Here is a 26,265-nt window from a genome sequence, read left to right on the forward strand (position 1 = left end):
GGTTTCGCTGGGTGGTACTTAATGGTGTGGTATTGGTTGCTGAATTGTCTTGGGAGAGAAATTTAGCGGCGTCAAAAAAGGCTATCTCAGCTGTTTCACGAGGGGGCGGTCGCGCACTGGCTCGGGCGCCCTTTCTTTATGCCCGAGAGTTTGAACCCCACGTCATCCTCCGCGGACCCGCAGGTCGCGCCGATGCGTGCGCACGCGGTCACCCTCGGGCGCGCGCCACTCACATCCGGCCTCCCAACCCAACCGCTCGTAGAATCCGGTCGCCCCCAGGGTCGCCCGGTCGACGTCTGCGCCTCGGCCCACACGGCACCGGCGTTCCGGACCAGCTCGACGACACGGTCGACCAGCATCACGCCGATGCCGCTCTTGCGCCAATCCGGGCGTACCGCCAGCGCAGGACTGCCACCCGCGCCCCTACGCCTGCCGGCCTGTCGTTCGGACGTTCATTCGTTCGCCGGGCCGTGCAAAGATGCTGAGGATCTCCCCGGGCTCGTCACCTGTGCTGCCGAACCAATGCGGCACCTGGGTGTCGAATTCGGCGACCTCGCCGGCCCCGAGCACCCAGTCGTTGTCGCCGAGAACGAGACGCACATGGCCGGATAGAACGTAGATCCATTCGTGGCCGTCGTGCGCCCGCGGCTCCGGATCGACCATGCTGGTCGGGATAACTATCTTCCAGGCCTGCATGCCATCGGGCTGCCGGGTCAGCGGGATGACGGTCCTGCCTTTGACACGGCCAGGTTTGAGCCTGATGCGCGGGTCGCCCACTTCGGGCGCGCCGACGAGGTCGTCCAGCGGCACCCGGTAGGCCTGCGACAGCGCAAGGAGCAGTTCCAGGGTGGGCCGCCGTTGCCCGGTCTCCAGCCGCGACAGCGTGCTCTTCGAGACTCCGGTGGTCTTCGCCAGGCCGGTCAGGGTCATCCGCCGCTGCGCGCGGAGTCGCTTGAGTCGGGGCCCCACCTGGTCGAGCGCGGCGACGATCGCCGCAGACGTGTCGTCCACGAGGCTCATCCCACTCCCGTTTCCCAGGAACAGCAACGTTCGTTGGCGCCCGACCCACGCGGCTCCAGGCTGGTGGGCATGACTCAGTATGACGTGGCGGTCATCGGCGGAGGCGCCGCCGGACTGTCCGCAGCACTCGTCCTCGCCCGGGCCCGCCGCAAGGTCCTCGTGGTGGACGCCGGCACGCCGCGCAACGCCCCGGCCGCCCACATGCACGGCTACCTGTCACGCGACGGCCTCCCACCCGGCGAGCTGCTGGCCTTCGGCCGCAACGAGGTGGAGAGCTACGGCGGCGACATCGTCGCCGGCACCGTCACCGACCTCGTGCCGGGTGGCGGTGCCGGATTCGAGGTTCTGCTCGCCGGTGGGCAACGGATCTCGGCACTGCGGCTGCTGGTCACGACCGGCCTGCGCGACGAGCTGCCGGACATCCCCGGGCTCCGCGACCGATGGGCCCGCGACGTCCTCCACTGCCCCTACTGTCACGGCCACGAGGTCCGAGACCGCCGACTCGGCGTCATCGAGGGCGCCATCAAACAGCTGATCGTCGACGACGACAAGCTTCGCGGCGTGCAGATGGACGACGACTGTGTGGTGCCCCGCGACGCGTTGTTCGTGCCACCCCGCTTCGTCCCGAACAACCACCTCCTCATCGGCCTCGGATGTGACACCGACGCCGACGGCTGGATCACCACCGACGGCACCGGACGCACCACCGTCCCCGGGGTCTGGGCCGCCGGCAACGTCGTCGACCCACGCGCCCAGGTCATCACCGCCGCCGGCGCCGGCTCCGCTGCCGCCATCGCGCTCAACGCCGACCTCGTCGAGCACGACGTACGCGACGCCGTCCGCGACTTCACCCCGGCCCGCCTCCCATGAACCACCGCAAACGTGCCCTGGAAGGAATCACCATGACCGCCTCCACCCCGAGCGCCCGGCCCGCCGCGACACGGCCGCCGACCAGGCACGAGCTGGCCGTGATGATCTGGCTGGCCGTCTTCCCGACCCTCACCGTGTTGAATCTGGCGCTCGGTGACTGGCTCGGCGCGTTGGCACCGGTCCTGCGCACCTTCGTGCTGGCCACGATCGCGGTGCCGATCGTCATGTACGGCCTGATGCCGCAGCTGCACCGACTTCGCGGCCACCTCCTGCACCGCGTCACGTCCCCCAGGGAAGGACGCTCATCGTGAGCGCACCGAACAAGGCTCCGACCGCCGTTCACGGCGACCCGGGTCGAGCGACCATTCCGCCTGCGACTCAGCGGCCACCTAGGGCGTCTGGGCCAGACCGCGACGTCATGGCACCGGAGCAACTGTCGACGCGCCGTCTGAACGTCATGCGTTCTGGCTACGCGTTCATGGGGGTGGGACTGGCCATCGCCAAATGGCCGGTTTCATCCAGGACATCGGATCCCTACCGGTGATGGAAGGGGTGGTCACCTGTCTGCTGACGGCCATGTCGCTCCTGGCACTCCTCGGCCTCAGATACCCCGCCCGGATGCTGCCGGTCCTGCTGATCGAGGTGGCCTGGAAGGCGATCTGGATCGCCGCGGTCGCCATCCCGCACCTGGTCTCCGACGACATGACCGCCGCGAGCCGCGAGGTCCTGTTCAACTGCTCCTTCGTCGTCGTCATCCTCGCCGTCGTCCCGTGGCGGTACGCCTGGAGGCGCTACGCCAGGAGCCCCGGGGACGCGTGGCGTTGACCAGCGTGCCGTGAACGGGTGCGGCCATCGCTTGATCATCAGGTGTTGTGAGGACAACCGAAGATCACGCGATGGCCGATTTTCGCTGCCCGTACGGAGTGAGTCCTTTCGGCTTGAGCACGGAGAGAACCAGCGCCGTGAGCAGGAGCGCCACCGCCGCTGCGGCGTGCACAACTGGAGACAGGCTGTTCATGTGGTCGACGTCTGCGGGAAGGGCGGAGGCGCGGGCACGGTCCGCCAGATAGGCCAGGGTCTGCATGTACAGCAGCAGCACACCAACCGCGAGAAGGTTCAGCACAGACTTCGCGATGATCCAGTAGTAGCGGAACAACCCCCACCTCGTGCCCAGTGCCTGGACGAGCCCGGTCAGCAGCGAGGCAAGGCCTAGGGGGACAAGGGCGTACCAGCCGACCACCTCAAGAAGGATGTAGGCAGCCCTGGCCGTTTCGGTGTCACGAGTACTGAACCCCACCACGGCCAGGACCAGAGACGTCAAGATGGCGCCCAGCCAGCCCACCGAACACCCGACGTGCACCACCAGACCGACCTTGCGCCCAAGCAGACGCATCCGCAGGTTCAACACTGTCAGCGCCCGCGCGCGCTGGCCGCTGGCACGCCTTGGACTGCACCGACACTCCCGTGCATGTGGCGGCTCGGCCCGTGACCACTGAGTAGCAGCGCCACCACCAGCAATAGGAACACCGCACCGACGACTGCCATCACCTTGAACCAGCGGGGCGCCCCACTGGTCGCCGCCGGCCTCGTGGCGGCCTGACCGTCTGCCACCCGATCCGACGGGGTGCGGGAGTGGGACTCCGGCTCGTGGCCACCGCTGGGCGTCTGTTCAGTCATCGAAACTCCTCGCGCCTCACCAACACCGACTCGCTCGAGATTTTGCAAGACACACCGTATCGCACCAAGACAACATGACGCGATGTGAGCACCTCGTATGCTGGAGCGGTGCCCAAGCTGTGGAACGACACGATCGAGGAGCACCGTCGGACGGTGCACGCCGCCATCCTCGATGCGGCGGCGCGCCTGGTGGCACAGCATGGACTGGCGTCCGTGACGATGACGCAGATCGCGCAGGCCGCGGGGATCGGCCGAGCGACGCTGTACAAGTACTTCCCGGACGTCCAAGCGATCATGATGGCGTGGCACGAGCGTCAGGTCAGGCGCCACCTTCACCAGCTGGCCACTGTCGGCCTCGATGCCGGTGGCCCCGGGCAGCGCCTGCACGCCGTTCTGCATGCCTATGCCGCGATCCAGTACGAGCACCGTGACCACCCGCTCTCGGCGCTCCTGCACTATGGCCCTCATCTGGCCGACGCGCGGCAGCACCTGCGCGGCTTCCTCGCAGACCTGCTGACCGAAGCCGCCGCGGCAGGCCAGGTCCGCGGCGACGCCCCGCCTATCGAGCTGGCGGCCTACTGTCTGCATGCCCTGGATGCGGCCACCGAACTGTCGACCAAAGCCGCTGTCGAACGGCTTGTCGCCACCACAACCTCGGGGCTGCGACCCTAGCTTTGTCGTCCACCAGCAACGCGGCGTATTCTGGACGCAATGGTCCAGTTAACTTACGCCGGAGTGCCGGCGACCACATCCCCACCGCGGAAAATCTCATCACCGGGGCACTTGCTGACGATGACGCCATGGGCGGGTACCACATCGACGTCCAGTGGCCGAGTGGAAGCACGGATGGCAGCGGGATCGCGGCCGCCCGGCCGCTACCTGGGGAGGGGCGCATGGCAGTGATCACACGCGGTTTCGGCGGCCGCAGACGCGACGACACCGATCTCCCACCCGGCCAGTACCGCACGGACGACTTCCCGGTGCTGTCGGCGGGACCGACACCGCGCATCGGGCTCGACGAGTGGGAGCTCGCCGTCGTCACCGAGACCGGCGAGCGGAGCACGTGGTCTTGGGCGGAGTTCACCGCCCTTCCTGCCGACGAGCCGACCGTTGACATCCATTGCGTCACGCACTGGTCGAAGTTCGGCACGCGCTGGCGAGGCGTATCCATAGACACGTTGCTGGCCGACGTCGAGACTGCGGCCGAGTACGTCGTCGCCCACTCCTACGGCGGCTACACCACGAACATCCCGCTCGAGGACCTTCTCGACGGCCAGGCCTGGGTGGCGTACGAGTTTGACGGCGAGCCGCTGGCTCCGGTGCACGGCGGGCCAGCTCGTCTCCTCGTTCCTCACCTGTACTTCTGGAAGAGCGCGAAATGGCTACGCGCCCTGGAACTGCGGCTCGACGACGAGCCTGGGTTCTGGGAGACGGCCGGCTACCACAACTACGGCGACCCATGGCTCGAGCAGCGATACCGGGCAGACTGACCTGGCAGCCGGCGACCGTCACGACCACCCGGGCGGAGACTGCGACCGCGCGGACCTTGGTCCTCGACGTCGACGGCTGGACAGGTCACGTGCCGGGCCAGCACGTCGACGTCCGGTTGACGGCTCCCGACGGCTACACGGCGTACCGCAGCTACTCGATCTCGTCCGCCCCGGGGCCCGACCGGCTCGAGGTGACTGTCCAGGCGGTGACCGACGGTGAGGTCTCGCCGTACCTCGTCGACGTTGCCGAGCTGGGTGACCAGCTCGAGATCCGTGGGCCGCTCGGCGGCTGGTTCGTACGCCGACCCGCCGATTCGCGCCCTGCGTTGCTGATTGGCGGCGGGTCCGGCGTGGCGCCTCTGATGTCGATGGTGCGTGCGGCGACGAATCCCACCAGGCTGCTCTACTCGACCCGATCCCCGTCGGATGCGCTGTTCACGTCGGATCTTGCAGCTGTAGAGGCCGCAGGCGATGGTCGCGTCGCCGTCACTCACGTCTATACCAGGGTCGCGCCCCCCGGCTGGCCGGCCCCACCCCGACGACTGGACGCGGACGCCCTGGCCCGCGTCGCCTGGCCCCGCGATGCCGACGCTGTGGCGTTCGTCTGCGGGCCCACCGGATTCGTCGAGACCGTGGCCGACCTTCTCGTCGACATCGGCCACGACCCCGCGAACATCCGCACCGAACGCTTCGGACCCACCGGAGGATGACCATGTCGATCACCAATATCGGAGCAGACGACGCACCCTGGGTGGACGGCAACGCCCTCGCCGGACCACTCGGCGAGATCATGGGGAACGACCTCACCGTTGCCGAGCTCACCTGCGCCGGCTGCCGGATGGCCCGTCCGCTGGCCGCGATGCGCGTGTTCGACCGAGCGCCCGGCCTCGTCGCCCGATGTCCCGGCTGCGAGGACGTCGTCCTGCGCCTGGTGCGCACGGCTGGCTGGGCCCTGGTCGACCTGCGTGGATCGCTCGTCGTCAGCCTCCCGATGCCCAACGCCTGAACACCGAGAATCCGGCTAATCGGGGCGGACCGGATGAGTGCCGACGCCTCCACCGTCGATCAACCGATAGTCCGAGGCGGGATCCTCCTGCCAATTCATCCGACCTGACTTGGGCACTCCCAGATCGTTGGTCAGACGCGAAATTCAGGGAGACAACATGGCGAACAACGCCGAGGACATGATCACGTTGACCAGTGCCGAGCAGGATTCGGGTGGCTCGAACCTGTCGGGAACCACCGCGCCCGACGTGGAAGACCTCGTCATCACCAACAACAGCGCGCGCGGCATCTACGAGGCCGCGATTGGGGGCCGGACAGCCGCTGGACTCGTCTACAGCGAGGTCGGAAGCCGCGTCATCCTGTTGGCGACATCCGTGTTCCCCGAGTTCCGGGGGAAGGGAGTCGCCGCCAGGCTCATCAGCGGCGTCCTCGACGAACTGCGCAGGCAAGGAAAGACCGCTACCGTGACGTGTCCGTTCGCGACTGCGTTCGTCAATGCTCATCCGGAATATGCCGACGTTCTAGACCCGGCATTCCCTCGGTCGCACGCAGCCGGGCAAGGGCACTGAACGCGTCGTCGTCTGAACACGCGCCGAGCGCTGCGGAAGGTTCAGGCGTCCCCGACATCGCGTGAAGGCTAAGTACGCGCAGGCGACGAGTGTCGCGATGCACTCGGCAAGCTCATCGACGTCACGCCGGAGCAGCGCTCGTCGGCCAGGGCGTAAGGACGACTCTCTGCTGGACGGGCGGCGGCCGAGGGGCGTCGTCGAGGCCGCGCCGAACGGGCCGCACTGGTCGCCCGGAGGGTGAATTGGACCGAGCCGCCGATGCCGTGGGAGCGTACTCCTCAAGGTGACCGACCTGCGGATGCTGCCGGAGTACGTGCCCGCGGGCTCGGGGTCGGCCGAGCCACGGTCTCGCCGAAGGTGCGGGGGTCCCCGGTGGCTGCGGGCTCGGACGCGCACGGGCTCGTCCGCAGCCCCGCCGGCGTGATCCCGGTGTTCCGTCCCGAGGGTCGGTTTGCCGCCGATCATGACGTCGGCACCGGTCATCCAGCTCGACTTGTCCTACGGCAGGAAGCTCGTGATGTCCTCCGGGCTGCCGGAGCTGGTTTACGCCGGGCGCCCACCCTGGACCAGTCCGATGACGTCTTCCGGTACGAGTTGTCCGACCTGGCCACGCCGTTGACGCCAATCCACAAGGAGCGCGGGACTGTTCGCCGACCCCGATTCCTTACGCGCGAGCGCGGATGATCGTCTTCCCGGTTATCCGCTCGGTCGGGTTGAGAGCGGCGACGGCGTCGTCGAGGGTCGCGACGTTGCCGATGTTGGTCCGCAGTCGCCCGTCCCGCACCCGCCGGACAATTTCACCCAGTTGGACGCGATCGGACGTCACGACGAAATCGATCGCCAGGCCGTCCGCAGGCCGCGCCTCGGGCGGCCCGACGACGGACACCAGGGTTCCGCCGGCTCGAATCAGGCCTGCGGACCGCTTCCCGATGTCGCCGCCAATGACATCGATAACCAGATCGACGCCACCGACGGCTTCGAGGACGTCGTTCTCGAGGTCGACGAACTCCTGCGCGCCGAAGTCGAGCGCCTTCTGACGGTCGGCAGCACGCCCGGTGCCGATGACGTAGGCGCCGAACTCACGTGCGAGCTGCGCCACCATCGAACCGACTGCGCCGGCCGCACCGTGCACGAGGACGCTCTGCCCCGTCTGAAGGCGGCCGTGCTCGAACAGTCCCTGCCAGGCGGTCAGGCCAGAGATCGGCAGGCTCGCGCCCACCGTGAAGTCGACGTCGCCGGGCAGCGGCGCGAGGTTGCGCGCCTCGACGGCCACATACTCCGCCAGGGTGCCGTCGCGAGTCCAGTCCGTGAGGCCGAACACCCGCTGCCCCACCGACAGTCCCGTCGTGCCATACCCGAGAGCGCTGACCACTCCGGCCAGCTCGTGCCCGGGAATCGACGGCGTCCGGTCACGGCCGAGACGATCGGTCCAGGTCGAGGGCCACGCCGTCTCAGTCGGGACGAATCCCGACGCGTGAACCTGAACGACGACGTCGTTGAGCGCCGGTACCGGCTCAGGCCGTTCCACCAGCGTCATCCCGGCCGTTCCCGCAGCCTCGTCCGTCACCACGATTGCCTTCATCCGGCACCTCCTCGTATCCATTCCTCGTCTGCACTGTCACGAGGAGCAAGTTTCCGTTTTCCTAGCATTTGCGACGGCAAACCTCGGCGCCTCACCGGGTTGATCGGTGGCGGTTGAGGCACGAGAGTGTCCCCGGGAGTCGCGAGACGCGCCGGGCTCGGCACCGGCGGACAGTCGGACAGCTCGTCCGGCAGCCAAGGCACCCCGTCGGGGGACCCCGAACCTAGTCGCAGCGAAACTGGTCCGTCAAGTCCAATCCTGGATCAAGCGGGTGCTATCGTGGCCGCGAGAAACGCCAGTTAAACTCGGTAGTCAGACTCCCCGCTGACCTCCTCCGAAACACTCGTGATGGACCTAGTAGTCCATGAGGTGTGGAGCTGCGAGAACACGACCGGCCCGGAGGGCGCCTGTTTCTTGCGTGTCCAGGGGCGCTTCACCTGGTTTCGCAGCTTCGCGTCGAAAGATCGCCGAAGCCGACGCCGTCGAGCGCGAAGACTCAGCCACGGGAAATCCGGACTGAGGCCCGCTCGCTGGGGACAGCCACCTCGGCCACGTCTTCGACGACGGCTCCCGGACGAGGGCGGACTGCGCTACTGCATCAACTTCGCGTCGTTGCGGTTCTTCCACCTCGACGACCTGGAGAACGCAGGGCACGGCGAACACCGCACCCTGTTCACGGGAGACACCAACTCCGGCAACAACGACAAGCTAGGAGACGACATGACCACCGAAACGGCGATCCTCGCCGGCGGCTGCTTCTGGGGCATGGAGGAGTTGTTCCGCCGCCAACCCGGCGTCGTGTCGACGCGCGTCGGCTACAGCGGCGGCGACGTCCCGAACGCCACCTACCGCAACCACGGCACCCACGCGGAGTCCATCGAGGTCGTTTACGACACCGAGAAGACCGACTTCCGCGCGCTGCTCGAGTTCTTCTTCCAGATCCACGACCCCTCGACGAAGAACCGCCAGGGCAACGACATCGGCACCAGCTACCGCTCGGCGATCTTTTACACGGGCGACGAGCAGAAGCGGGTCGCCGAGGACACGATCGCGGACGTCGACGCCTCGGGCCTGTGGCCCGGCAAGGTCGTCACCGAGGTCACCGCGGCAGGCGTCTTCTGGGAGGCCGAGCCCGAACACCAGAACTACCTGCAGACCTACCCCAATGGCTACACCTGCCACTTCCCCCGCCCTGGGTGGAAGCTTCCGAAGCGCCCGACTGCCTGACACCCCCGGCGCGCGGACCCCGGGGTCCGCGCGCCGGCCCGAGGCCGAGGTGGTCGGCCCGCACGAGACGTCGGCCGGATGGGCGGGGCTCTCTTCGAGGGATCGCTCATGACGGGTGGCCGAGCAACGCCTGAACAGCAACTCGTTACAGGTAGGACCAGATAGTCCAGTCGAGGCTCGCCCTATCGATGATCCAGCGATGGTGGCACCCGTTCATTGTGCCGACGGCGCGTGCCTTGTCCTTACGGTCGCGAATGTGACCATGACACTGGGTGGACTATATGGTCCCATTCACTCTAGGGACATCTGGTGCGCTGGATACACTTGACAGATGAGCGACGAGCAGGTGGCTGCGCCGACGAATCAACGGAGGATCAGTAAGCGGGGCATCGCGACGCGAGAGCGGATCCTCGAGGCAGCAAACCGGCTGATGTTCGTCCGCGGAGTGAATGCGACGACCCTTGACGACGTCCGCAGAGCAAGCCAGACGAGCAAGTCTCAGCTCTACCACCACTTCGCCGACAAGCAGGAGCTCGTGCGCGCGTTGGTCAAATATCGAGGCGCGCTTGTGCTTCAGCGTGAGCGTGCAGGGCTCGAACGACTGAGATCGTTCTCAGGGCTGGTCCGGTGGCGTGACGCGCTGGTCCAAGCCAACTCGCTGAACAACGGCAAGTACGGGTGCGGCCTAGGGTCGATGGCTCTCGAGCTGTCCGATCAAGATGAGCAGGCTCGATCGTCTCTGTCGGAGACGTTTGCGACATGGGAGAAGCTGATCAGTGATGGCCTGCGCCGGATGCGGGACAGCGGTGCACTGCGCCAGGACGCCGACCCGGAGAAGTTGGCCACGGGGTTGATGGCCGCCTTGCAAGGCGGCTACCTGCTGGCGAACGCCGCGCACAACGTCGCACCCATGGAAGTTGCTCTGGACATGGCGCTGGAACACATCAAATCGTTCCTCGTGGAGCCGTCCGGTGAGCCGACCCGATAATTGGGCCCTTTAGTCGTGATCAGGCTGCTCAGGTCGGGTGCGAGCAGCCCGGAGATCGATGAGAGCAAGGCGCTCCAGCACTGCAGCAGTTGATCGGATGCCCCCGACCTGCAGGCTCGCCGTGCTGTCGCAACCCGCCACGATCCGGCTGTCCAACCGAACCCTGACCACCTCGCCGAATGCCTCTCAATCACCGCCAGCAGCATCGATCGCGGCGGCGGAGGATCTTCTAAAGGACGGCGAACGTTCGCGGACACCGCACTAAGACAAACCGCGGAGACAGCCGCCAAGAAATCCGCACCCTGACGATCCTGACGATCTCCACCGGCATCGACTCCCCACGCCGGCTCCCCGGCCCCGAGGTCATGGCCGCCCTCCCGCAACGGCGTCGGCGCCCTACGCACCACCGGCGTCACCATCATCGCTGCCGCCGACCGGCATCACGCCACTGAGTGCGTGTTTGAGAAGGTCTGTTGTGGACGGCGTGGCGGCATGACATCCGCTGGTTGGCCGGGCAGGGTGGCGCGGTGTCTGCGCGTCGTGGCTACCCCTCCGACCTGACTGATGCCCAGTGGGCTCTGATTGAGCCGCTGTTGCCGGAGCCGAACACGGACGGCCGCAGGGAGAAGCACCCGCGGCGCGAGATCGTCAACGCGATCCTGTACGTCGTGCGGTCGGGGTGCCCGTGGCGGTACCTGCCCGCTGACCTGCCGCCCTGGCAGACGGTGTACTGGTACTTCACCCGGTGGGAAGAAGCCGGCGTGACAGAGAAACTCCTGGCCACGCTCCGGATCAAGGCCCGGGTGCAGCAAGGCCGGCAGCCGGAGCCCTCGGCGGGGATCATCGACTCCCAAAGCGTTAAGGGTGCCGACACCGTCGGCCGGAGCAGCCGGGGCTACGACGCGGGCAAGAAGATCAACGGACGGAAGCGGTTCATCATCACCGACACCCTGGGCCTGCTGGTCACCGTGACCGTCCTGGCCGCGAGCTGGCAGGACCGCGACGGCGCCAAAACTGCCCTGCTCAGCACCTACATGGCCGCCCCGATCCGGCACGTCTTCGCCGACCAGGGCTTCGCCGGACGACTCGTCGATTGGACCCGCGAGACCCTGCGCACCACGCTGGAGATCGTCCGCAAACCCGCCGACCAGCGCGGCTTCGCTGTCCACCCACGCCGCTGGGTCGTGGAACGCACCCTGGCCTGGCTCACCGCCTGCCGCCGGCTGACCCGCGACTACGAACGCCACCCCGCCGTCTCCGAAGCCCTCATCCGCTGGGCCGCCATCGCCGGCATCACCCGCCGCATCACCCGCGGCCAACCGGCACGCCGTCAAGCCCGCCGCACCTTCACCTGGCCCTGATCAACCCATCTCAAACACGCTCTGACAGCGCCCGCCCGCTGGCACTACTCGGCATCACCTGACGACTTTGCCGGGGCCCCGCCGCCCGGTGTGCTCTGATGTTTGAGACGGCATCTTGGGTCGCCCTGCCCACCTAGTGACGGAGTTCATCACGCCGCCACCAGCGACATCGCATCGAACGCCCAGAGCGAACGGAGATCATGGTGCAACCGACGTGGCTGGTGATGCTGTCGTGGGCAGCACTGATCGTGGTGTTGACCAGCACCGTCGTTGTCGTTGTCGACCAATTTGTTCTTGGATATCGTCAGGCCTCCAAGATCATGGAGATAGTCTGGCCGGCAACCGCCCTGTACCTTGGCCCAGCAGCCGTCCTGACCTACCGAAGATGGGGTAGAACCCAGACTTCCCGGTGGCTGGACCGACACGGCAAGCCGCCCAAGAGCTCGCGACATGCTCCGACGATAATTCAAACTTATCATTGTGCAACGCACTGCACTCTGGGTGTCCTCATTGCTACACCTATCACCTACGGCGTCGGTCTCGAAATATCTGGCAGCACACTATGGCCTGAATTCGTCGGCGATTTTGTCGGCGCAGTGGCCATAGGCGTTGCATTCCGCTACTCCACCGAAACTCACACGGGTGGCCGACGAGCGTGGGCCGCAATGCGGAAGTTTTTCAGGGCCGACCTGCTGACCGTGTCCGTCTTCGAGCTCGCCCTAGTAGGTTGGCTGGCGCTAATGCATCTTCACTTTTTCCACGAGACCCTGCGGCCTGGCAGTCCGGTATTCTGGCTCATTATTCAGGTCGGGCTGATCCTCGGCTTCTTCGCCGCTTGGCCGCCAACCTTGTTGCTGATCCGCCGCGGAGTAAAGACGGAATTGCTGGGCACGCCGCGGTAGGTGGTGATGCGCCGATGCCCCGAGGCGGAGGGGACGCCGGCGTCCGCGTGGTGGTCCGAAGGCTTCCGACGCCGGCCGTCGTCGGGAATCAAAACCCCGTAGCCTGCGATCTGGACTGGACGATCGTGCGCCCGAGCGGGCTCTACCACCTGCCGTCGCCCACCGACTGCACCCCTGGTGGAGGGCCACGCCGACGGCAGGTTCACCTTCCGTGTGGACCTGGTCGCGAGCATGCTGGCTGTGCTGGACGACGACCACTACGTCCACACCACCGTCAGCGTCATCACCACCGTCGACAACCGCACCTTGCTCCAGTGGACCGCCGCGAAGCACTCGCCAAGAGCTGAGCCGATTCGTCCGCATCCCGCCGAGGCGCTGGTAGCGGTCCGCGGATTCCCGCCCTCATCAACGCCGCCAGCGTTGGACGCGCTCGTGAAGAAGTTGATGGTGGAGCAGCACGTGTCGACGCAGCGGCCGGTGGAGGCGCCGCCTTCGGGGTGTAGCGAGATTCCCGTCGACAGAGGCGGCAGTCGCCCGTACTCCTCGCGCATCACTGAGCCTCGATCCACCGACGCGGTTTCCACCGAACATCGGTTGATCATCTCGGTATTGGGTGATTCGGCGGGTATGGGGAAGCCGCTGATCACGTGATCGGCTTGCTCCGGGCGTGTTTGTTCGGGGTGGGACCGGGGTTGTGGCCTGTGGTCGGGCCGCCTGGTTTCAGTCGTTATGGCGTGGTCAGCCGGGCGCTGGGTGGACGGCGGTGAACAGGTTGTCGAATCCTGCCTGCCAGGGCCAGTGCTCGGGTAGGTGCAGGTGGATGGCGCGGGCCCGGTGCGCGAGGCGGGCGGTGACATTGATGATCCGGGTGCGGATGGTGGCGGTCCGAGCGGTGGCGTAGCGGCCGGCGGCGAGGTGTCCGGCGGCGCGGTTGAGGTTGTGACTGATGGCGGCGCAGGTCAGCCAGGCGTCGTTCGCGGCGAACCGGCCGGACGGCAGGTGCGCCAGGGGCCCGGCGATCAGATCCGCGTTGACTTGCTCGATGACAGCATGTTGGCGGTGCTGGGCTTCGGCCTGCACCAGGGTGAACGGGCTGTCGGTGAACACCGCGTGATACCGGTAGGCGGGCAGCAGTTCTTCCTGGCCGGGGATCTGTGCCGGGTTGTCGCGGCGAACCCTGCGCACGATCAGCCGGGCGGTCACAGCGTGCCGGGTGCCGACGAACGCGGTGTAGACGGTTTCGGCGATCTGCGCGTCGGAGATCCACCGCTGGGCGTCGTCGTCCCAGACGGCTTGCGGATACCGGATGTCGATCCACTGGTCCTCGTTGATGCTCGCGCACGCGGCACGGATCTTCGCATCGATCCGGCAGGTGACCGAGAACCGCACCTTCCGGCGGCGGCACGTGGAAATCACGGTCTTGGCGTAGAACGCCGAGTCGGCCCGGACCACGATCTCCCCGGTGGCGCCGCACGATCGGGCGGTGGTGATCGCTTCGGCGAGCATGCTCGCGGCACCGCGCGCGGAGCCGGCGTTACCGCTGCGCAGCCGGGTGGCGGCGATCACCGGCGCGGACAGCGGAGTGGACAGCGTTGTGATCAGCGGGTTGTAACCGCGTAGCCAGACGTTGTAGCCGCCGACCTTGGCATGGCCGAACCCGGTGCCCTGCTTCTGCTTGCCGTAGACGCGCCGCAGCATCGAGTCGATATCCACAAAGGTCAGCACGTCGGCGCCGGCCAGCAACGGTGTGCGCCCGGCCAGGCCGATCAGGGTGTCGCGGGCGGCGCCCTGCAACTGCCGCACGTGCCCGTGGGTGAACGTGCGCAGGAACGAGCCCAGCGTCGAGGGCGCGTACACGCCGGTGAACAGCGACCGCATGCCACCGTGCCGGGCGATGCCCAGGTCGTCGATGCTGTCCGCGCCGGCCAGCATGCCCGCCACGACCGTGGCGACCTTGCCCGCCGGGTTCGCGCCCTTGTCCGTCGGCAGCCGCACCCGGTCGGCGACCGCGTCGTGCAGACCGGCCTGCTGAGCCAGGCGCATCACCGGGACCAGACCGGCACAAGACACCAGATTCGGATCATCGAACGTCGCGCGCACCACCGGCGCATCATGGCGTAATCTCACCTGCGAGGTGCCCTCTCGGACCGGCGGAATAGAAGCGTCGCAACTCCTATCCTTCCAGTTCAGAGGGCACTTTCTATCTCCGGGGTCCCGTCATCCCAGCATTGATCGGTGGATCGAGGCTGAGGCGCCGTGATGACCGTCGGGATGAGCCGTTCGGTGGCGGCAGGTGCATTCGTGACTATCGACCGGAATGCCCACACCCTCGTCCCATGTTGTGGGATGGCGTTGGCTGGATCAGATATTTGATATCAGATCACGGCCAGAGGGAGGGACTTCCAATGAACCTGCGACGTGGCACCCTACTAACCTGTCTGATCACGACCCTCGCCGTGGCACTCACCGCATGCGGCTCCGACGACACGGCCGGCCAGGCCGACGGCAAGAGCGCCAAGTTCGGTTTCAGTGGCTGGTCTGTCGGCTACCTGCCGACCGCGATCGCGATCGATCGGCTGAAGGATCAGGGCTTCACCGTTGAGGCGGTGGAGCTCGGCGGCAACGCCAATCAGTTGCAGGCTGCGGCCCAGCGGCAGGTGGACATCACCGCCATCGCGCAGGTGATGGACGCGGTCGACGAGGGGGTGCCGCTGCGGTTCTTCCTCGGCGGCAACTCCAACGAGTTCGTGATGGCAGCCCAGGCGAAGTTCAGTACCTGCGCATCGCTGGACGGACGCAACGTTGGCATCCAATCTGAGAGCTCCTTCGTGGGTCAGCTAGCCATCCAGTGGGTGCAGCGGGAGTGCCCGAGCGCCAAGCCCAAGTACACCGTCGTCGAGGGGTCAGAGAACCGGCTTGCCGCGATGTTGCAGGGACAGATGGACGCGAGCCCAATCGATCTTCAGGACTGGACGCTCCTGTCCCGAGAACGCCCAGGCGAGTTCACCATCGTCGCCGACCTGACCCAGAGCTTCCCGATCATGCGAGCCGCGTTCGCCGCCCGGCCTGAGTTCCTCAGCGCGAACAAGGACCTCGCCACCGCCTGGGTGGCGACCCACCTCGACGTTTACCGGGATGCCTACCAGAACCCGAACCTGCTGGTGGAGAAGGGCCGCGAGCTGCTCCCCGAGATCGACAGCGCGGCACTACCGGCAATCGTCGATGCGTTCCTCAAGGCAAAGGTGTGGCCCGAGGACGGCGGCCTCCAGCCCGCGGCGGTGCAAGCGACCATCGACTTCTTCAACGCCGACGGCAAGCCCTACCAGACGATCAAGACGCCGGCCGATGTGAGCGACCGGAGCATCCTCGACGCCGTCCTCGCCGACCGGAAGTGACGTGAGTACCCAGGTCGTGCCGGAGCGTCGAGCGTTGCAGGCGGCGCGCACCGGCGGAGTCCGGTTGGCCGATCGGACCTGGGGCCGAGCCGGGCTGCGTGCTCTCACGCTCACCGTGCTGCTGGCCGCCTGGCAAGCGGCCGGCACCGCCGGCGGGGTGGGTCTGCCCAGCGTGTCCCGGACCCTCTCCGCCCTGGCGGAATTGGTCGGCGATCCCGCTTTCTACCAGGCGCTCTGGGCGACCAACCAGGCGCTGCTGCTCGGCTTCGGGCTTGCGGTCGCGGTCGCCCTGCCACTGGGGCTGCTGATGGGGCGGCTCGACCTGGTCAACCGGACGGTACGACCGTACCTAAGCCTGCTGATAGCGGTCCCGGTGATCGCCTTCATTCCGGTCATCCAGGCCGCCCTCGGGCTGACCCTGTCGGCCCGGGTCGCGGTGGTGTTCCTGTTCAGCGTGGCGTACGTGGCGGTCAACTGTGCCGTAGGTGTGCGCTCCACCGACCCGGTGCTGCTGGAGATGGCCCGTAGTTTCGGCGCCGGACGGCTGGCCGCCGTCCGCGAGGTGATCCTGCCGGCGGCGGTGCCGGGGTTGATGGCAGGGATCCGGGTCGGTCTGGGCCAGGCTTTGATCGGCATGGTGGTGGCCGAGTTGGCCTTGGTCGGAGCAGGGGTGGGCAGCCTGATTGCGGAGTTCCAGGGACGTTTTCAGGTGGCCTCGGTGATGGCCTTGACGCTGGTCGTCGTGGCCGAGGGAGTGCTGCTGCTGTCGCTGGCCGCATGGTGCGAGCGACGACTCAGTCGATGGAGGGGAGGCACGACATGACGGAGCGCACGGCCACCGCGGCCGCGATCAGCGTGCGGGGTGTGGGAAAGACGTACGTGGACGAGCGCCGCCGGGGGGTCACGGCACTGCAGGACGTGAACCTGACCGTACGGTCCGGTGAGTTTGTCAGCATCATCGGCCCCAGCGGGTGCGGCAAGACCACCCTGTTGAAGATGGTCGACGGCTTGATCCCCTTCGACCAGGGCCAGATCGACGTACTCGGCGCCCCGGTGCACGGCCCCGGCCCGGAGCGCGCAGTGGTGTTTCAGAGCTTCGCGCTGCTGCCCTGGCTGACCGTGGTGGACAACGTCGCCTTCGGGCTCAAGCAGCGCGGATTCGGACGGGCCGAGCGAACCCGCATCGCCCGCGACCTGCTGACCCGGGTCGGGTTGCGCGGCTTCGACGACCACTACCCCCGGCAGCTGTCCGGTGGTATGCAGCAACGTGTCGGGTTGGCCCGGGCCCTGGCGGTGAACCCGTCGGTGCTACTGATGGACGAGCCGTTCTCGGCGATCGATGCCCAGACCCGGCTGCTGTTGCAGACCGACCTGCTGCGGATCTGGGACGAGACGGCGATGTCCGTGTTGTTCGTGACTCACGCGATGGATGAGGCGGTCTTCCTCTCCGACCGGGTGGTCATCATGAGTCCACGGCCAGGAACCGTGCATGAGGTGATCGACATCGACTTGCCGCGGCCGCGTACCGAGCGGACCCGGCAGGACCCGCGGTTCGTCGAGCTGACCGGCCAGATCTGGGAGCAGCTCCGCGGCATGATCGTCACTGGGGATGCGGAGGACGCCGAACCCAGCGGCCGGACCGTCGGGGCGAACGCGTGACCGGCCGGACGGTGCAACGCGCCCTCGCCCAACCCGCCCCCTTCCTGGTGTCCCTGGTGCTGGTCGCCCTTGTCTGGGAAGCCGTCGGCCGCACCGCTGATCTGATCACCCTGCCACCACTCAGCGCGGTCCTACGCCAGGTCGGCACCATGCTGACCAGTGGGGAGCTCATCGACCCGCTGGCCGACAGCCTTCGCTCGCTCGGCATCGGCCTGGCCATCTCCATCGTCGTCGGTACCACAGTCGGGGTCGCGATGGGGCTCTCCCCCGCGGTCGACGCCGCTCTGGACATCTACGTCAAGGCCGGCCTCGCAGCGCCGATCATCGCCTTCGTACCGCTGTTTCTACTGTTGTTCGGCATCGGAAGCACCACACGCATCGCCACCGTCGTCGCCTTCTCCATCTGGGTGATCATCGTCAACACCGCCACCGGAATCCGGCGCACCGATCCCGCCCTGCTGGAGATGGCCCGGTCCTTCGGCGCCTCCCGCACCGCCCAACTGCGCGAGATCCGGTTGGTGGAGGCGTCACCATACCTGTTGGAAGGGCTGCGGCTGGGCGTCGCCCGAGGCGTCAAGGGCCTCATCAACGGCGAGGTGCTCATCGCCATCGTGGGCCTCGGCGGCTTGGTCAAGCGGTACGGCACGGTGTTCAGCATGGACAAGCTCTATGCAGTGATCCTCTTCATCGTGGTTCTGGCCCTGGTCTGCGTCGGGCTGGTGGGTCTGGTGGGCCGGATACTGTTCCGTCACCGTCCGCAAGGGACATGACCCGGATACCGGGAACCGGGTACGCAGAAGCCAGGCTGGCGCACACGAATCGGCATCAGGACGGGAGAACAGCCGACATGGAACGAGGGTTTCGCTTGTCGCCGACGGGCGGTACGCGCCAGCGCACGATGGCGGAGACAGCCGCAGCCGAGCTGCACCGGATGATCATGTCTGGCGAACTGCCCGCTGGTACCCACCTCCGGCTAGCAGACCTGACTGCGACGCTGGACATGAGCGCCATGCCAGTCCGGGAGGCACTGCGCCGCCTCGAAGCGCTGGGGCTGGTGGAGATCATCCCGCACAGGGGCGCCTGGGTACGGGACGTCTCTTTGGACGATCTGGCCGACACCCACCAGACCAGGCTGGCATTGGAGGCGCTGGCCATCCGCACGGCAGCCGAACGGTTCACCGCCCACGACGCCGAGACCGCCCGGCAGGCCCTACTCGACCACGCCAAGCTGGCGGGAGCGGACGACCCCCTCCCGGCCCGACAGGCGCACACCGAGTTCCACTTCGCCCTCTACCGGGCCGGTGGATCCCGCTGGCTGCTTCGGGCAATCGAGCCGGTCTGGGAAAACAGCGAGCGGTACCGATTCGCCACCCGGCCGACGCCGGAAAGGCTGGCCCGCATCCGGGCCGAACACCAGGCCATCCTGGACGCCTGCGTGGCGAACGACCCAGACGCTGCGGTAGCCGCACTGACCCGGCACCTGGAGACCGCCATGCGGCGGATCCGTGAGTCGATGCCGGCCCGGCTGCGCCACGCGGCGGAGCAGCCGTGACCGCCGAGACGACCCTGCCTGGCCAGAGCCAGCTCGATCCGGCCTGGCTCACCGCCCTGGTCAGTGACATATTCGCCGCCGCCGGGCTACCGAGGACGGCCGCGCGCACGGTCGCCGAGTCTCTGGTCGACGCCGACTGCCGGGGGGTGCCCTCGCACGGCACCATGCTGGTCCCGATGTACCTCGACCGGCTGTCGCAGGGGTCTGTGAGCACCGCTACTCGGGCAGAGCTGCTGGTCGACATCGGCGCCGTCGCCGTCCTCGACGCCGGACACGCCCTTGGCGTCCTCACCGCCGACCAGGCCATGGAACTGGCCATGGACAAGGCGCGGGCACATGGCGTCGGAGTGGTGAGCGTCCGACATGCTTTTCACTTCGGGGCGGCCGGCCGCTACGTCCGGGCTGCCGCTCGGGCCGGGCTGGTCGGGGTCGCCATGTCCAACACCCGGCCCCTGATGCCAGCACCGGGCGGTGGACACCCGGTGGTCGGCAACAACCCGCTGGCGGTGGGCCTACCGGCCAGCGCTCCGGGCGCGGAGCCGGTGGTGCTGGACATGGCCCTCTCCGAGGTGGCCCTGGGTCGGATCCGACTCGCGGAAAGCAGCAAGACGCCGATCCCTACCGGCTGGGCCACCGACGCGGCGGGCCGGGACACCACCGATCCCACCGAGGCCCTGGGCGGGATGCTGCTACCCGCCGCCGGACACAAGGGCTTCGGATTAGCGCTCGTGATCGACGCGCTCACCGGGGTGCTGTCCGGCGGAGGATACGGCCAGCGGGTCCGCGGCTTGTATGCCGACACCGCCGTACCCAACGACTGTGCCCATTTCTTCCTGGCCCTGGACCCGGCCGCCTTCGGTGATCCAGCGGCGTTCACCACCGGCCTGGCCAACCTGGAACGGGAGGTCACCGCCCCGCCGTACGCTCCCGGCGTCGAGCGGGTCCGCCTGCCCGGCCAGCGCTCCGACGAGCGGCTGCGCGAGTCGGCGCACCGGGGCGTCGCCCTGGAGCAGTCCCTGGTGAACACCCTGACCACCCTCGCGGAGGAACTGGGCGTGCCCGTCCCACCGCCAACCCCCGTGGCGCAGCCCGAAGGAGTTGACTGATGCCTACAGAAGATCCGATCGTCGACAATCTCTCCGCCCCGGCCGCCTACTCGGGCGAACTGCCGGACCGGTCCGCCGAGCCGGCCGGTGCGGATTCCTCCCTGCGCCGGTTCCGGGAGATCATGGTCAACGTCGCTGACCTGGAATGGGTGGATAAGACCCTGGCCGGGCTCTCGCACAAGATGCTCTGGCGCGACGACGAGACCGGCGCCTCGATTGCCTTGGTCCGCTTCCAGGCCGGCTCCGGCATCCCCTCCGCGCATGCTCACGCCTCGAACCAGTTCATGTACTGCCTCTCCGGCCGCTACACCTACCAGCCCACCGGGATCACGCTGGTAGCCGGGTCCTTCTACTGGAATCCCAAGGGCAGCGTGCATGGACCAACCCGAGCCGAGGAGGAATCCGTGCTGCTGGAGGTCTACGACGGACCGCACTATCCGATGCAACCCGACTGGTACACCAGCACCGACGACGCCCGCTGAGTGCAGAGGAAGGACCGTCATGCCCAAGGAACTGCTCGTCTCACCGGAACTGGCACCGCCGAACGGCCACTTCGCCCAGGCCACCATCGTCCGTCCCGGACGGCTCGTCTTCATCTCCGGAATGACCGCGCGCGCCGCCGACGGGACCATCGCCGGCATCGGCGACATCACCGAACAGACACACCAGGTCTGCCGCAACCTCGACGCCGCCGTGCGCGCCGCCGGCGGCACCCTCGACGACATCGCCCGTGTCGACGTGTACGTGCTCGACATCACCCAGTTCGACGCCATCCACGCGGTCCGGCGACAGTACTTCACCGGTCCACCGCCAGCCTCGACCATGGTCGAGGTGTCCCGGTTCGTACGCCCGGAGTACCTGATCGAAATCAACGCCATCGCCGTCGTTCCGGCCGAGGAAACAGTATGAGACTGGGACGAATGTGGCTGGACGGCGAGTGGCGCACGGTCTCCGTCCGGCCCGAGGAAAAGGAGGCGGCGGTCCTCCCGCCGGAACTGGGTACGGTCGACGACCTCGTCCGCGGCGGCCGGCACGCGCTGGCCGCCGCCCGAGCCGCCGAGGCGGGGGCTCCGCTGCGCCGACTCGACCCGCACCTGCTCGGCGCCCCGCTGACCCGCTTCAACCGGGACATCCTGTGCACCGGCTGGAACTACTGGAGCCACTACGAGGAGTCGCAGGGACGCCGGGAGGGGCAGGATCCCACCGAGCGACCCCGCCACCCCACCTTCTTCACCAAGGGCCCGGACACGGTCATCGGCCCGTACGACGACATCCGGTACGACGCGCAGGTCTCCAGCAAGTGGGACTACGAAGCCGAGGTGGCCCTGGTGATCGGCGAGCAGGGTCGCTCCATCCCGGCGGAGCGGGCCCTGGACCACGTCTTCGGCTACCTGGTGGCCAACGACATCTCCCAACGGGACCTGCAGCGCGCCCACGGGGGCCAGTGGCTCAAGGGCAAGAGCATCGACGACACCATGCCCCTGGGCCCGTGGGTCACCACGGCCGACGACATCGACGACCCGTCGCGTATGCGTATCCGGTGCGAGCTCAACGGCGAGGTGATGCAGGACGCCAGCACCGCCCAGATGGCTTTCCCCATCGCGCAGCTGATCGCCGAACTGAGCTGGGGGATGACCCTGCGCCCGGGGGATGTGCTGCTGACCGGCACCCCTGCGGGCATCGGCAACGCCCGGGTCCCGCAGATCTTCCTCACCCCAGGGGACACGGTCACCACCGACGTCGACGCCCTCGGCACCCTGCGCAACCGGGTGGTTGCCCGATGAACCCGGGCCCCGACTCCGCCCTGCCCTCGGTCGACGTGCACACCCACCTCGCCCCGATCCTGAACCACAGCAACATCGATGACCTTGTGACCATCACAGCCGACGGGCGGCACCTGGTGGCCGGCCACCCCACCGGGCCGCCTGCCCTGCACCGGCCGCAGGCCCTGCTGGACCACCTGGACGCGGCCGGCCTGGACGCCGCGGTGGTGAGCGTGCCGCCGCCGTACCACGGCCAACACCTCACCCCCGCCCAGAACGCGCGGTGGGCGGTGGCGGTCAACGACGGACTGCTGGCCCGGGTCGCCGACCAGCCCCGGCTGTGGCCGCTGGCGTTCCTGCCGTTGCACGAGCCGTCGGCGGCGCTTGCCGAGTACCGGCGGATCCGCACCGACGACCGGTGGTGGGGCGTGACGGTCGGCGCCGGCGGGCGGATCCCCTCACTGGCCGAGCCGGCCTTCGAGCCCTTGTTCCAGGCCCTGCACGCCGACGAACGTGCCGTACTGCTGCACCCCTCCGCGTCCCCGGATCCCCGGCTGGACCAGTTCTACCTCAGCAACCTGGTCGGCAACCCGGTGGAGACGGCCGTCGCCGTGGCACAACTGGTCTTCGGTGACGTAGTGGCCCGGTACCCCGGACTGCGCCTGGTACTGGTGCATTGCGGCGGCGCCGTCCCGGCCATGGTCGGCCGCTGGGAGCGCGGGGTGGCAACCGACCGACCGGGACTGCTTCCTCTCTCACTCCCACCCGCCCAGGCGGTACGGCGGATGTGGACCGACTGCCTAAGCCACCAGCCCGCGCTGACGGCCCTCGCGGCCGAGGTGTTCGGTCCGGATCGACTACTACTCGGCAGCGACTGGCCATACCCGATGGGGATCGACGACCCAGCAGCCTTCCTCGGCGGACGCGATGCCCGGCTGGCCCGGCAGGCAGCCACGGTCAACGCCGCGGCAGCCCTCGGTACCCGCCTCGGGTCTCCGCCCGGCCGCTGACCAGCAGCCCGGCAGAACCACCGAGCGGATCGAGGCGGACTGTGGGCCACCGACAAGGACCAGTGGTCGTCATCAACGGCGAGCTGTAACCGGCGCGACGAGCGCGTCTGGTAGGCGCCGCAACGGTCAGGGCTGGTGCGGCGACCGCAGACTCGCCGGGTGGGCATCCCAACAGCTCTGCCCAGATAGGTGCCTGGCGGTCAGCAAGGCCAGAGCCGGCAGTTGGGGCAGCGACGACCGGATACGCGCACTCATCTTGTTTTCCAACCTCGACGGCAGGCGCCGCGCCGGGTGCCAAACGGTGCCGGCAAATTTGACCTTGCCGCGCGCTGTTGGGATTCAGGCGGGAGAGCCAGTCCGGAATGCGCAGCAGACCGACGCCAGCCACGAGGCTGAGTGCGCTCCGGAGATCAGGTACAAGGGCCTCCTACGAGTCCGTGCCGGGGGCGTTCGGCCCGCGTCAATCGCGCTGACGGGCCGGATTAGTGATGGGCACACACCGAGAACCTGTACTGCGGACGGAGTACTCCATCCGTGGTAGCGGGATCCGCAAGGCTACTTCATCTGTACGTCGACACAGGACGGCCGGCACACGAGCATCGAGCGGAGCGCTTACTGGCTTGAGGAGAAGATGGTGCCTACCGAGACTTCACGTACGGACGGAACTTTGGCGGGACTGGCGCGGTTCTGTTACCGGCGTCGTCGGCTGGTACTCCTGACCTGGATCGTCAGCGTCATCGCGCTGGCGTTCGTCGGCTTCACATACGGTGCCCCTTCGGACAACTCGTACGCCCGTGGTGACTCACCTTCCGCGAAGGCGCAGGCGCTCATCGAGAAGCACTTCCCCGAGCAGCAGGGAGACACGCTCACTCTGGCGATCAGGGCGGACAACGGGATCGACGAGCCGGCGGCCCGGCAGAAGATCGAGAGGGTCCTCGCCGACCTGGCCGCCTCACCCGTCACGGGCCGGTGACATCGCCGTACGAGGACCCGAACCTGGTGACGCAGGATCGTCGCATCGCCCGTACGACCATCCCGCTGACCGACGTGGACATCGAGCGGACCGAGGTCAAGCCTCTGGTGGACACCGTCAAGGACGCCTCCGGCGACGGCGTGACGCTGGGGCTGGGCGGACAGATGGCGGAGAAAGCGGAGACGCCCCCGCAGGGTCCGGCCGAGGCCGTGGGTGTCGTGACGGCTGCGGTGATCCTGTTCATCACTTTCGGGTCGCTGGTGGCCATGAGCCTGCCGATCGTCACCGCGCTGCTGGCTGTTCTCGGTGGTGTCGCCCTGACGATGCTCGTGGGGCACCTGGTCCCCTCGCCGGATTTCACGGTGCTCATCGCCGTGTTGATCGGGCTCGGTGTTGGCATCGACTACGCGCTGTTCATTCTGACTCGCTACAAGGACAGCCTGCTGGAGGGTGAAGAACCCGAGGCGGCGACGGTCAAGGCCATCACCACCGCGGGTCACGCGGTGCTCTTCGCCGGCACGACCGTGGTGATCGCGCTTCTGGGCCTGATCGCCATGGGGCAAAAGATGATGAACGGCGTGGCCATCGGCGCGTCGGCGACCGTGCTGGTGACGATGATCGCTGCGGTCACCCTGTTGCCGGCGTTCCTGGGCTTCGTCGGCCTCAAGATTCATGGGTTACGCCTGCCCCGCCGTACGTCTCGCGGGCGGGGAGACGCGGGTGCCCCGAAGCAGGAGCGCCGCACCCCGGCTGAGCGCTGGGCGGGCGTGGTCCAGCGCAGGCCGCTGACCGCCGCGATCCTGGCCACCGCGGTCCTGCTGGTGCTGGCCGCCCCGTTGTTGTCGATGCGGCTGAGCCTGCCCGACGCCAGCGTCCAGCCCCGGGACAGGAGCAGCTACACCTCGTACGAGATCCTTTCCGAGGGCTTCGGCCCCGGGTACGGTGCTCCGCTGATCTTCGCCACCGCGGTCGACTCCAGCGACGCCGATCTGAACCCGGTCATCGCGGCGGTGCGGAGTACCGAGGGCGTCGCCTTCGTGACTCCGTCCCAGGTCAGCGAAGATGGACAGGCAGCCATCTTCATGGCCTTCCCCAGAACCGGTTACCAGGACGAGGCGACCACAGACCTGGTGCACGAGCTCCGCGACGACGTGCTGCTCCGGGCATCTGGTGGCGAAGAGGTGTACCTCGGTGGCCCGAACGCCGCCACGATCGACCTCGCCGAAGAGACCAGCGCACGCCTGCCGCTGATGATTGCGGTGGTCCTCGTGCTGTCCCTGCTACTGTTGGTCGTGCTGGTCCGATCGGTCACGATCGCGCTCCAGGCCGCCATCATGAACCTGCTGTCGATCGGTGCCTCCCTCGGCGTGCTGGTCGCGATTGTGCAGTGGGGGTGGCTCGGCTCGGCCCTCGGTTTCCCCACCGAGATGCCGATAACGACCTGGGTGCCGATGATCATGTTCCCGCTTCTGTTCGGCCTGTCGATGGATTACGAGGTCTTCCTGATCTCGCGGATCCGCGAGGAGTACGAGCGCGCCGGTGACACCCGCCTGGCCGTCACTCGTGGGCTGGCTCGGACCGCCAAGGTCATCACGGCTGCGGCCGCCATCATGGTCGCCGTCTTCACGACCGGCCTGCTGGGCCCCGACGTGTCGGTCAAGCAGGTCGGCCTGGGCATGGCTGTCGCCGTGATCGTCGACGCCACCATCATCCGAATGGTCCTCGTACCCGCGTTGATGGAGTTGTTCGGCGAGGCCAACTGGTGGCTGCCCGGGCGTCGGGTGAAAGCGGGCCCGATGCCCCCGGCCAAGATCGATGAAGCGGTCAGCATCTGACGTTTCCCCAGGGAGTGCGGGTGTACGTGTTCGACCAGCACCAGCCTCGCGCCCCGGACTCGGTCAAAGCTCGGTCCCGGGTCGAGCATCCAGTGCCCCGTCCTGGTCCAGCCGAGCAGCCGTCGGCCGGTGCCGGCCCTGCCGTCCGCGTCGACCTTTCCGGCGGAATGACGGGAGCCACAGTTGTGCTGACTGTCGAATTGACATGGATGCTGGCTGCCGACGTCGCATGATCATGACGTGGCTGGCCCGCGTAGCGGGCCAGCCACGTTCGGCGTTCG

Annotated in this window: 30 protein-coding genes; 25 read left to right on the plus strand and 5 right to left on the minus strand. The window is 67.7% G+C overall.

Going from position 1 to position 26,265, the window contains the following annotated elements; genetic code table 11:
* Nucleotides 1-95 precede the first annotated feature (95 nt).
* Nucleotides 96-401: a GNAT family N-acetyltransferase gene (locus tag EV376_RS31070; RefSeq protein WP_486482927.1), complete on the minus strand. Its 306-nt coding sequence runs from the start codon at nucleotides 399-401 to the stop codon at nucleotides 96-98.
* 22 nt (nucleotides 402-423) lie between these two features.
* Nucleotides 424-1,020 (minus strand): XRE family transcriptional regulator, encoded by a 597-nt coding sequence (locus tag EV376_RS24580; RefSeq protein WP_130326976.1) that lies wholly within the window; start codon nucleotides 1,018-1,020, stop codon nucleotides 424-426.
* Between the two features lie 69 nt (nucleotides 1,021-1,089).
* Between EV376_RS24580 and EV376_RS24585 the strand changes: the two genes are divergently transcribed.
* The 3 genes from EV376_RS24585 (at nucleotide 1,090) to EV376_RS24595 (ending at nucleotide 2,715) form a co-directional block, all read left to right on the plus strand.
* Nucleotides 1,090-1,890 carry an NAD(P)/FAD-dependent oxidoreductase gene (locus EV376_RS24585; protein WP_130326978.1) on the plus strand — a complete coding sequence of 267 codons (801 nt, stop codon included), beginning with the start codon at nucleotides 1,090-1,092 and terminating at the stop codon, nucleotides 1,888-1,890.
* A gap of 32 nt (nucleotides 1,891-1,922) precedes the next feature.
* Complete coding sequence (locus tag EV376_RS24590) at nucleotides 1,923-2,201, plus strand: antibiotic biosynthesis monooxygenase family protein (protein WP_130326980.1); 279 nt, start codon at nucleotides 1,923-1,925, stop codon at nucleotides 2,199-2,201.
* Between the two features lie 193 nt (nucleotides 2,202-2,394).
* Nucleotides 2,395-2,715, plus strand: coding sequence for a hypothetical protein (locus EV376_RS24595; protein WP_130326982.1), 321 nt, complete (start codon nucleotides 2,395-2,397; stop codon nucleotides 2,713-2,715).
* 64 nt (nucleotides 2,716-2,779) lie between these two features.
* Here EV376_RS24595 and EV376_RS24600 read toward each other — a convergent pair whose 3' ends face one another.
* Nucleotides 2,780-3,298 carry a DUF2269 domain-containing protein gene (locus EV376_RS24600; protein WP_207228389.1) on the minus strand — a complete coding sequence of 173 codons (519 nt, stop codon included), beginning with the start codon at nucleotides 3,296-3,298 and terminating at the stop codon, nucleotides 2,780-2,782.
* A 377-nt stretch (nucleotides 3,299-3,675) separates the two neighbouring features.
* On the opposite strand from EV376_RS24600, the gene EV376_RS24605 reads away from it, so the two are divergent.
* The 5 genes from EV376_RS24605 (at nucleotide 3,676) to EV376_RS24625 (ending at nucleotide 6,631) form a co-directional block, all read left to right on the plus strand.
* Nucleotides 3,676-4,239, plus strand: coding sequence for a TetR/AcrR family transcriptional regulator (locus EV376_RS24605; RefSeq protein WP_130326993.1), 564 nt, complete (start codon nucleotides 3,676-3,678; stop codon nucleotides 4,237-4,239).
* A gap of 221 nt (nucleotides 4,240-4,460) precedes the next feature.
* Nucleotides 4,461-5,057 (plus strand): sulfite oxidase-like oxidoreductase, encoded by a 597-nt coding sequence (locus EV376_RS24610; protein ID WP_130326995.1) that lies wholly within the window; start codon nucleotides 4,461-4,463, stop codon nucleotides 5,055-5,057.
* Nucleotides 5,027-5,767, plus strand: a complete 741-nt coding sequence (locus tag EV376_RS24615) for an FAD-binding oxidoreductase (protein WP_130326997.1) — start codon at nucleotides 5,027-5,029, stop codon at nucleotides 5,765-5,767. Before EV376_RS24610 ends, EV376_RS24615 begins: the two co-directional genes overlap by 31 nt.
* Nucleotides 5,768-5,769: 2 nt before the next feature.
* A complete protein-coding gene (locus tag EV376_RS24620; protein WP_130326999.1) occupies nucleotides 5,770-6,063 on the plus strand; it encodes a DUF6510 family protein in 294 nt (97 codons plus the stop codon).
* A 157-nt stretch (nucleotides 6,064-6,220) separates the two neighbouring features.
* Nucleotides 6,221-6,631 (plus strand): GNAT family N-acetyltransferase, encoded by a 411-nt coding sequence (locus EV376_RS24625; protein WP_130327001.1) that lies wholly within the window; start codon nucleotides 6,221-6,223, stop codon nucleotides 6,629-6,631.
* A gap of 664 nt (nucleotides 6,632-7,295) precedes the next feature.
* Here the strand turns inward: EV376_RS24625 and EV376_RS24630 are convergent.
* Nucleotides 7,296-8,213: an NADP-dependent oxidoreductase gene (locus tag EV376_RS24630; protein WP_130327003.1), complete on the minus strand. Its 918-nt coding sequence runs from the start codon at nucleotides 8,211-8,213 to the stop codon at nucleotides 7,296-7,298.
* A gap of 612 nt (nucleotides 8,214-8,825) precedes the next feature.
* Here EV376_RS24630 and msrA point away from each other — a divergent pair.
* The 5 genes from msrA (at nucleotide 8,826) to EV376_RS30340 (ending at nucleotide 13,342) form a co-directional block, all read left to right on the plus strand.
* The gene (gene msrA / locus EV376_RS24635; RefSeq protein ID WP_486482790.1) at nucleotides 8,826-9,440 is read left to right on the plus strand and encodes a peptide-methionine (S)-S-oxide reductase; all 615 of its coding nucleotides are present in this window, start codon (nucleotides 8,826-8,828) and stop codon (nucleotides 9,438-9,440) included.
* 331 nt (nucleotides 9,441-9,771) lie between these two features.
* On the plus strand, nucleotides 9,772-10,428 hold the full coding sequence (locus EV376_RS24640) for a TetR/AcrR family transcriptional regulator (RefSeq protein WP_130327005.1): 657 nt from the start codon (nucleotides 9,772-9,774) through the stop codon (nucleotides 10,426-10,428).
* A 527-nt stretch (nucleotides 10,429-10,955) separates the two neighbouring features.
* Nucleotides 10,956-11,789 carry an IS5 family transposase gene (locus EV376_RS24645; RefSeq protein ID WP_130327007.1) on the plus strand — a complete coding sequence of 278 codons (834 nt, stop codon included), beginning with the start codon at nucleotides 10,956-10,958 and terminating at the stop codon, nucleotides 11,787-11,789.
* Between the two features lie 200 nt (nucleotides 11,790-11,989).
* On the plus strand, nucleotides 11,990-12,691 hold the full coding sequence (locus EV376_RS24650) for a DUF4396 domain-containing protein (RefSeq protein ID WP_130327009.1): 702 nt from the start codon (nucleotides 11,990-11,992) through the stop codon (nucleotides 12,689-12,691).
* A 240-nt stretch (nucleotides 12,692-12,931) separates the two neighbouring features.
* Nucleotides 12,932-13,342: a hypothetical protein gene (locus EV376_RS30340; protein ID WP_165437927.1), complete on the plus strand. Its 411-nt coding sequence runs from the start codon at nucleotides 12,932-12,934 to the stop codon at nucleotides 13,340-13,342.
* Between the two features lie 87 nt (nucleotides 13,343-13,429).
* Here EV376_RS30340 and EV376_RS24665 read toward each other — a convergent pair whose 3' ends face one another.
* Nucleotides 13,430-14,818, minus strand: a complete 1,389-nt coding sequence (locus EV376_RS24665) for an IS1380 family transposase (RefSeq protein ID WP_130321560.1) — start codon at nucleotides 14,816-14,818, stop codon at nucleotides 13,430-13,432.
* Nucleotides 14,819-15,096: 278 nt separating this feature from the next.
* Between EV376_RS24665 and EV376_RS24670 the strand changes: the two genes are divergently transcribed.
* From EV376_RS24670 to EV376_RS24720, 12 genes are all read left to right on the plus strand, one after another.
* Complete coding sequence (locus tag EV376_RS24670; RefSeq protein WP_165438101.1) at nucleotides 15,097-16,086, plus strand: ABC transporter substrate-binding protein; 990 nt, start codon at nucleotides 15,097-15,099, stop codon at nucleotides 16,084-16,086.
* Between the two features lie 115 nt (nucleotides 16,087-16,201).
* Complete coding sequence (locus EV376_RS24675) at nucleotides 16,202-16,909, plus strand: ABC transporter permease (protein ID WP_130327015.1); 708 nt, start codon at nucleotides 16,202-16,204, stop codon at nucleotides 16,907-16,909.
* Complete coding sequence (locus EV376_RS24680) at nucleotides 16,906-17,745, plus strand: ABC transporter ATP-binding protein (protein WP_130327016.1); 840 nt, start codon at nucleotides 16,906-16,908, stop codon at nucleotides 17,743-17,745. The genes EV376_RS24675 and EV376_RS24680 overlap by 4 nt, the downstream gene beginning before the upstream one ends.
* Nucleotides 17,742-18,515 carry an ABC transporter permease gene (locus EV376_RS24685; RefSeq protein ID WP_130327018.1) on the plus strand — a complete coding sequence of 258 codons (774 nt, stop codon included), beginning with the start codon at nucleotides 17,742-17,744 and terminating at the stop codon, nucleotides 18,513-18,515. Before EV376_RS24680 ends, EV376_RS24685 begins: the two co-directional genes overlap by 4 nt.
* A 128-nt stretch (nucleotides 18,516-18,643) precedes the next feature.
* Entirely contained in the window at nucleotides 18,644-19,297 is a 654-nt protein-coding gene (locus EV376_RS24690; RefSeq protein ID WP_207228391.1) for a GntR family transcriptional regulator, read from the plus strand.
* Nucleotides 19,294-20,403 (plus strand): Ldh family oxidoreductase, encoded by a 1,110-nt coding sequence (locus tag EV376_RS24695; RefSeq protein ID WP_207228393.1) that lies wholly within the window; start codon nucleotides 19,294-19,296, stop codon nucleotides 20,401-20,403. Before EV376_RS24690 ends, EV376_RS24695 begins: the two co-directional genes overlap by 4 nt.
* Nucleotides 20,403-20,885, plus strand: a complete 483-nt coding sequence (locus EV376_RS24700) for a cupin domain-containing protein (protein WP_130327020.1) — start codon at nucleotides 20,403-20,405, stop codon at nucleotides 20,883-20,885. The genes EV376_RS24695 and EV376_RS24700 overlap by 1 nt, the downstream gene beginning before the upstream one ends.
* A gap of 19 nt (nucleotides 20,886-20,904) precedes the next feature.
* Nucleotides 20,905-21,312: a RidA family protein gene (locus EV376_RS24705; RefSeq protein ID WP_130327022.1), complete on the plus strand. Its 408-nt coding sequence runs from the start codon at nucleotides 20,905-20,907 to the stop codon at nucleotides 21,310-21,312.
* A complete protein-coding gene (locus EV376_RS24710; protein WP_130327024.1) occupies nucleotides 21,309-22,187 on the plus strand; it encodes a fumarylacetoacetate hydrolase family protein in 879 nt (292 codons plus the stop codon). The genes EV376_RS24705 and EV376_RS24710 overlap by 4 nt, the downstream gene beginning before the upstream one ends.
* Nucleotides 22,184-23,176, plus strand: coding sequence for an amidohydrolase family protein (locus EV376_RS24715; protein ID WP_207228395.1), 993 nt, complete (start codon nucleotides 22,184-22,186; stop codon nucleotides 23,174-23,176). The genes EV376_RS24710 and EV376_RS24715 overlap by 4 nt, the downstream gene beginning before the upstream one ends.
* A 634-nt stretch (nucleotides 23,177-23,810) precedes the next feature.
* Nucleotides 23,811-24,149, plus strand: coding sequence for a hypothetical protein (locus EV376_RS30565; RefSeq protein ID WP_207228397.1), 339 nt, complete (start codon nucleotides 23,811-23,813; stop codon nucleotides 24,147-24,149).
* A gap of 26 nt (nucleotides 24,150-24,175) precedes the next feature.
* On the plus strand, nucleotides 24,176-25,984 hold the full coding sequence (locus tag EV376_RS24720; RefSeq protein WP_207228399.1) for an MMPL family transporter: 1,809 nt from the start codon (nucleotides 24,176-24,178) through the stop codon (nucleotides 25,982-25,984).
* Nucleotides 25,985-26,265 lie beyond the last annotated feature (281 nt).

The organism is Micromonospora sp. CNZ295, assembly GCF_004217535.1.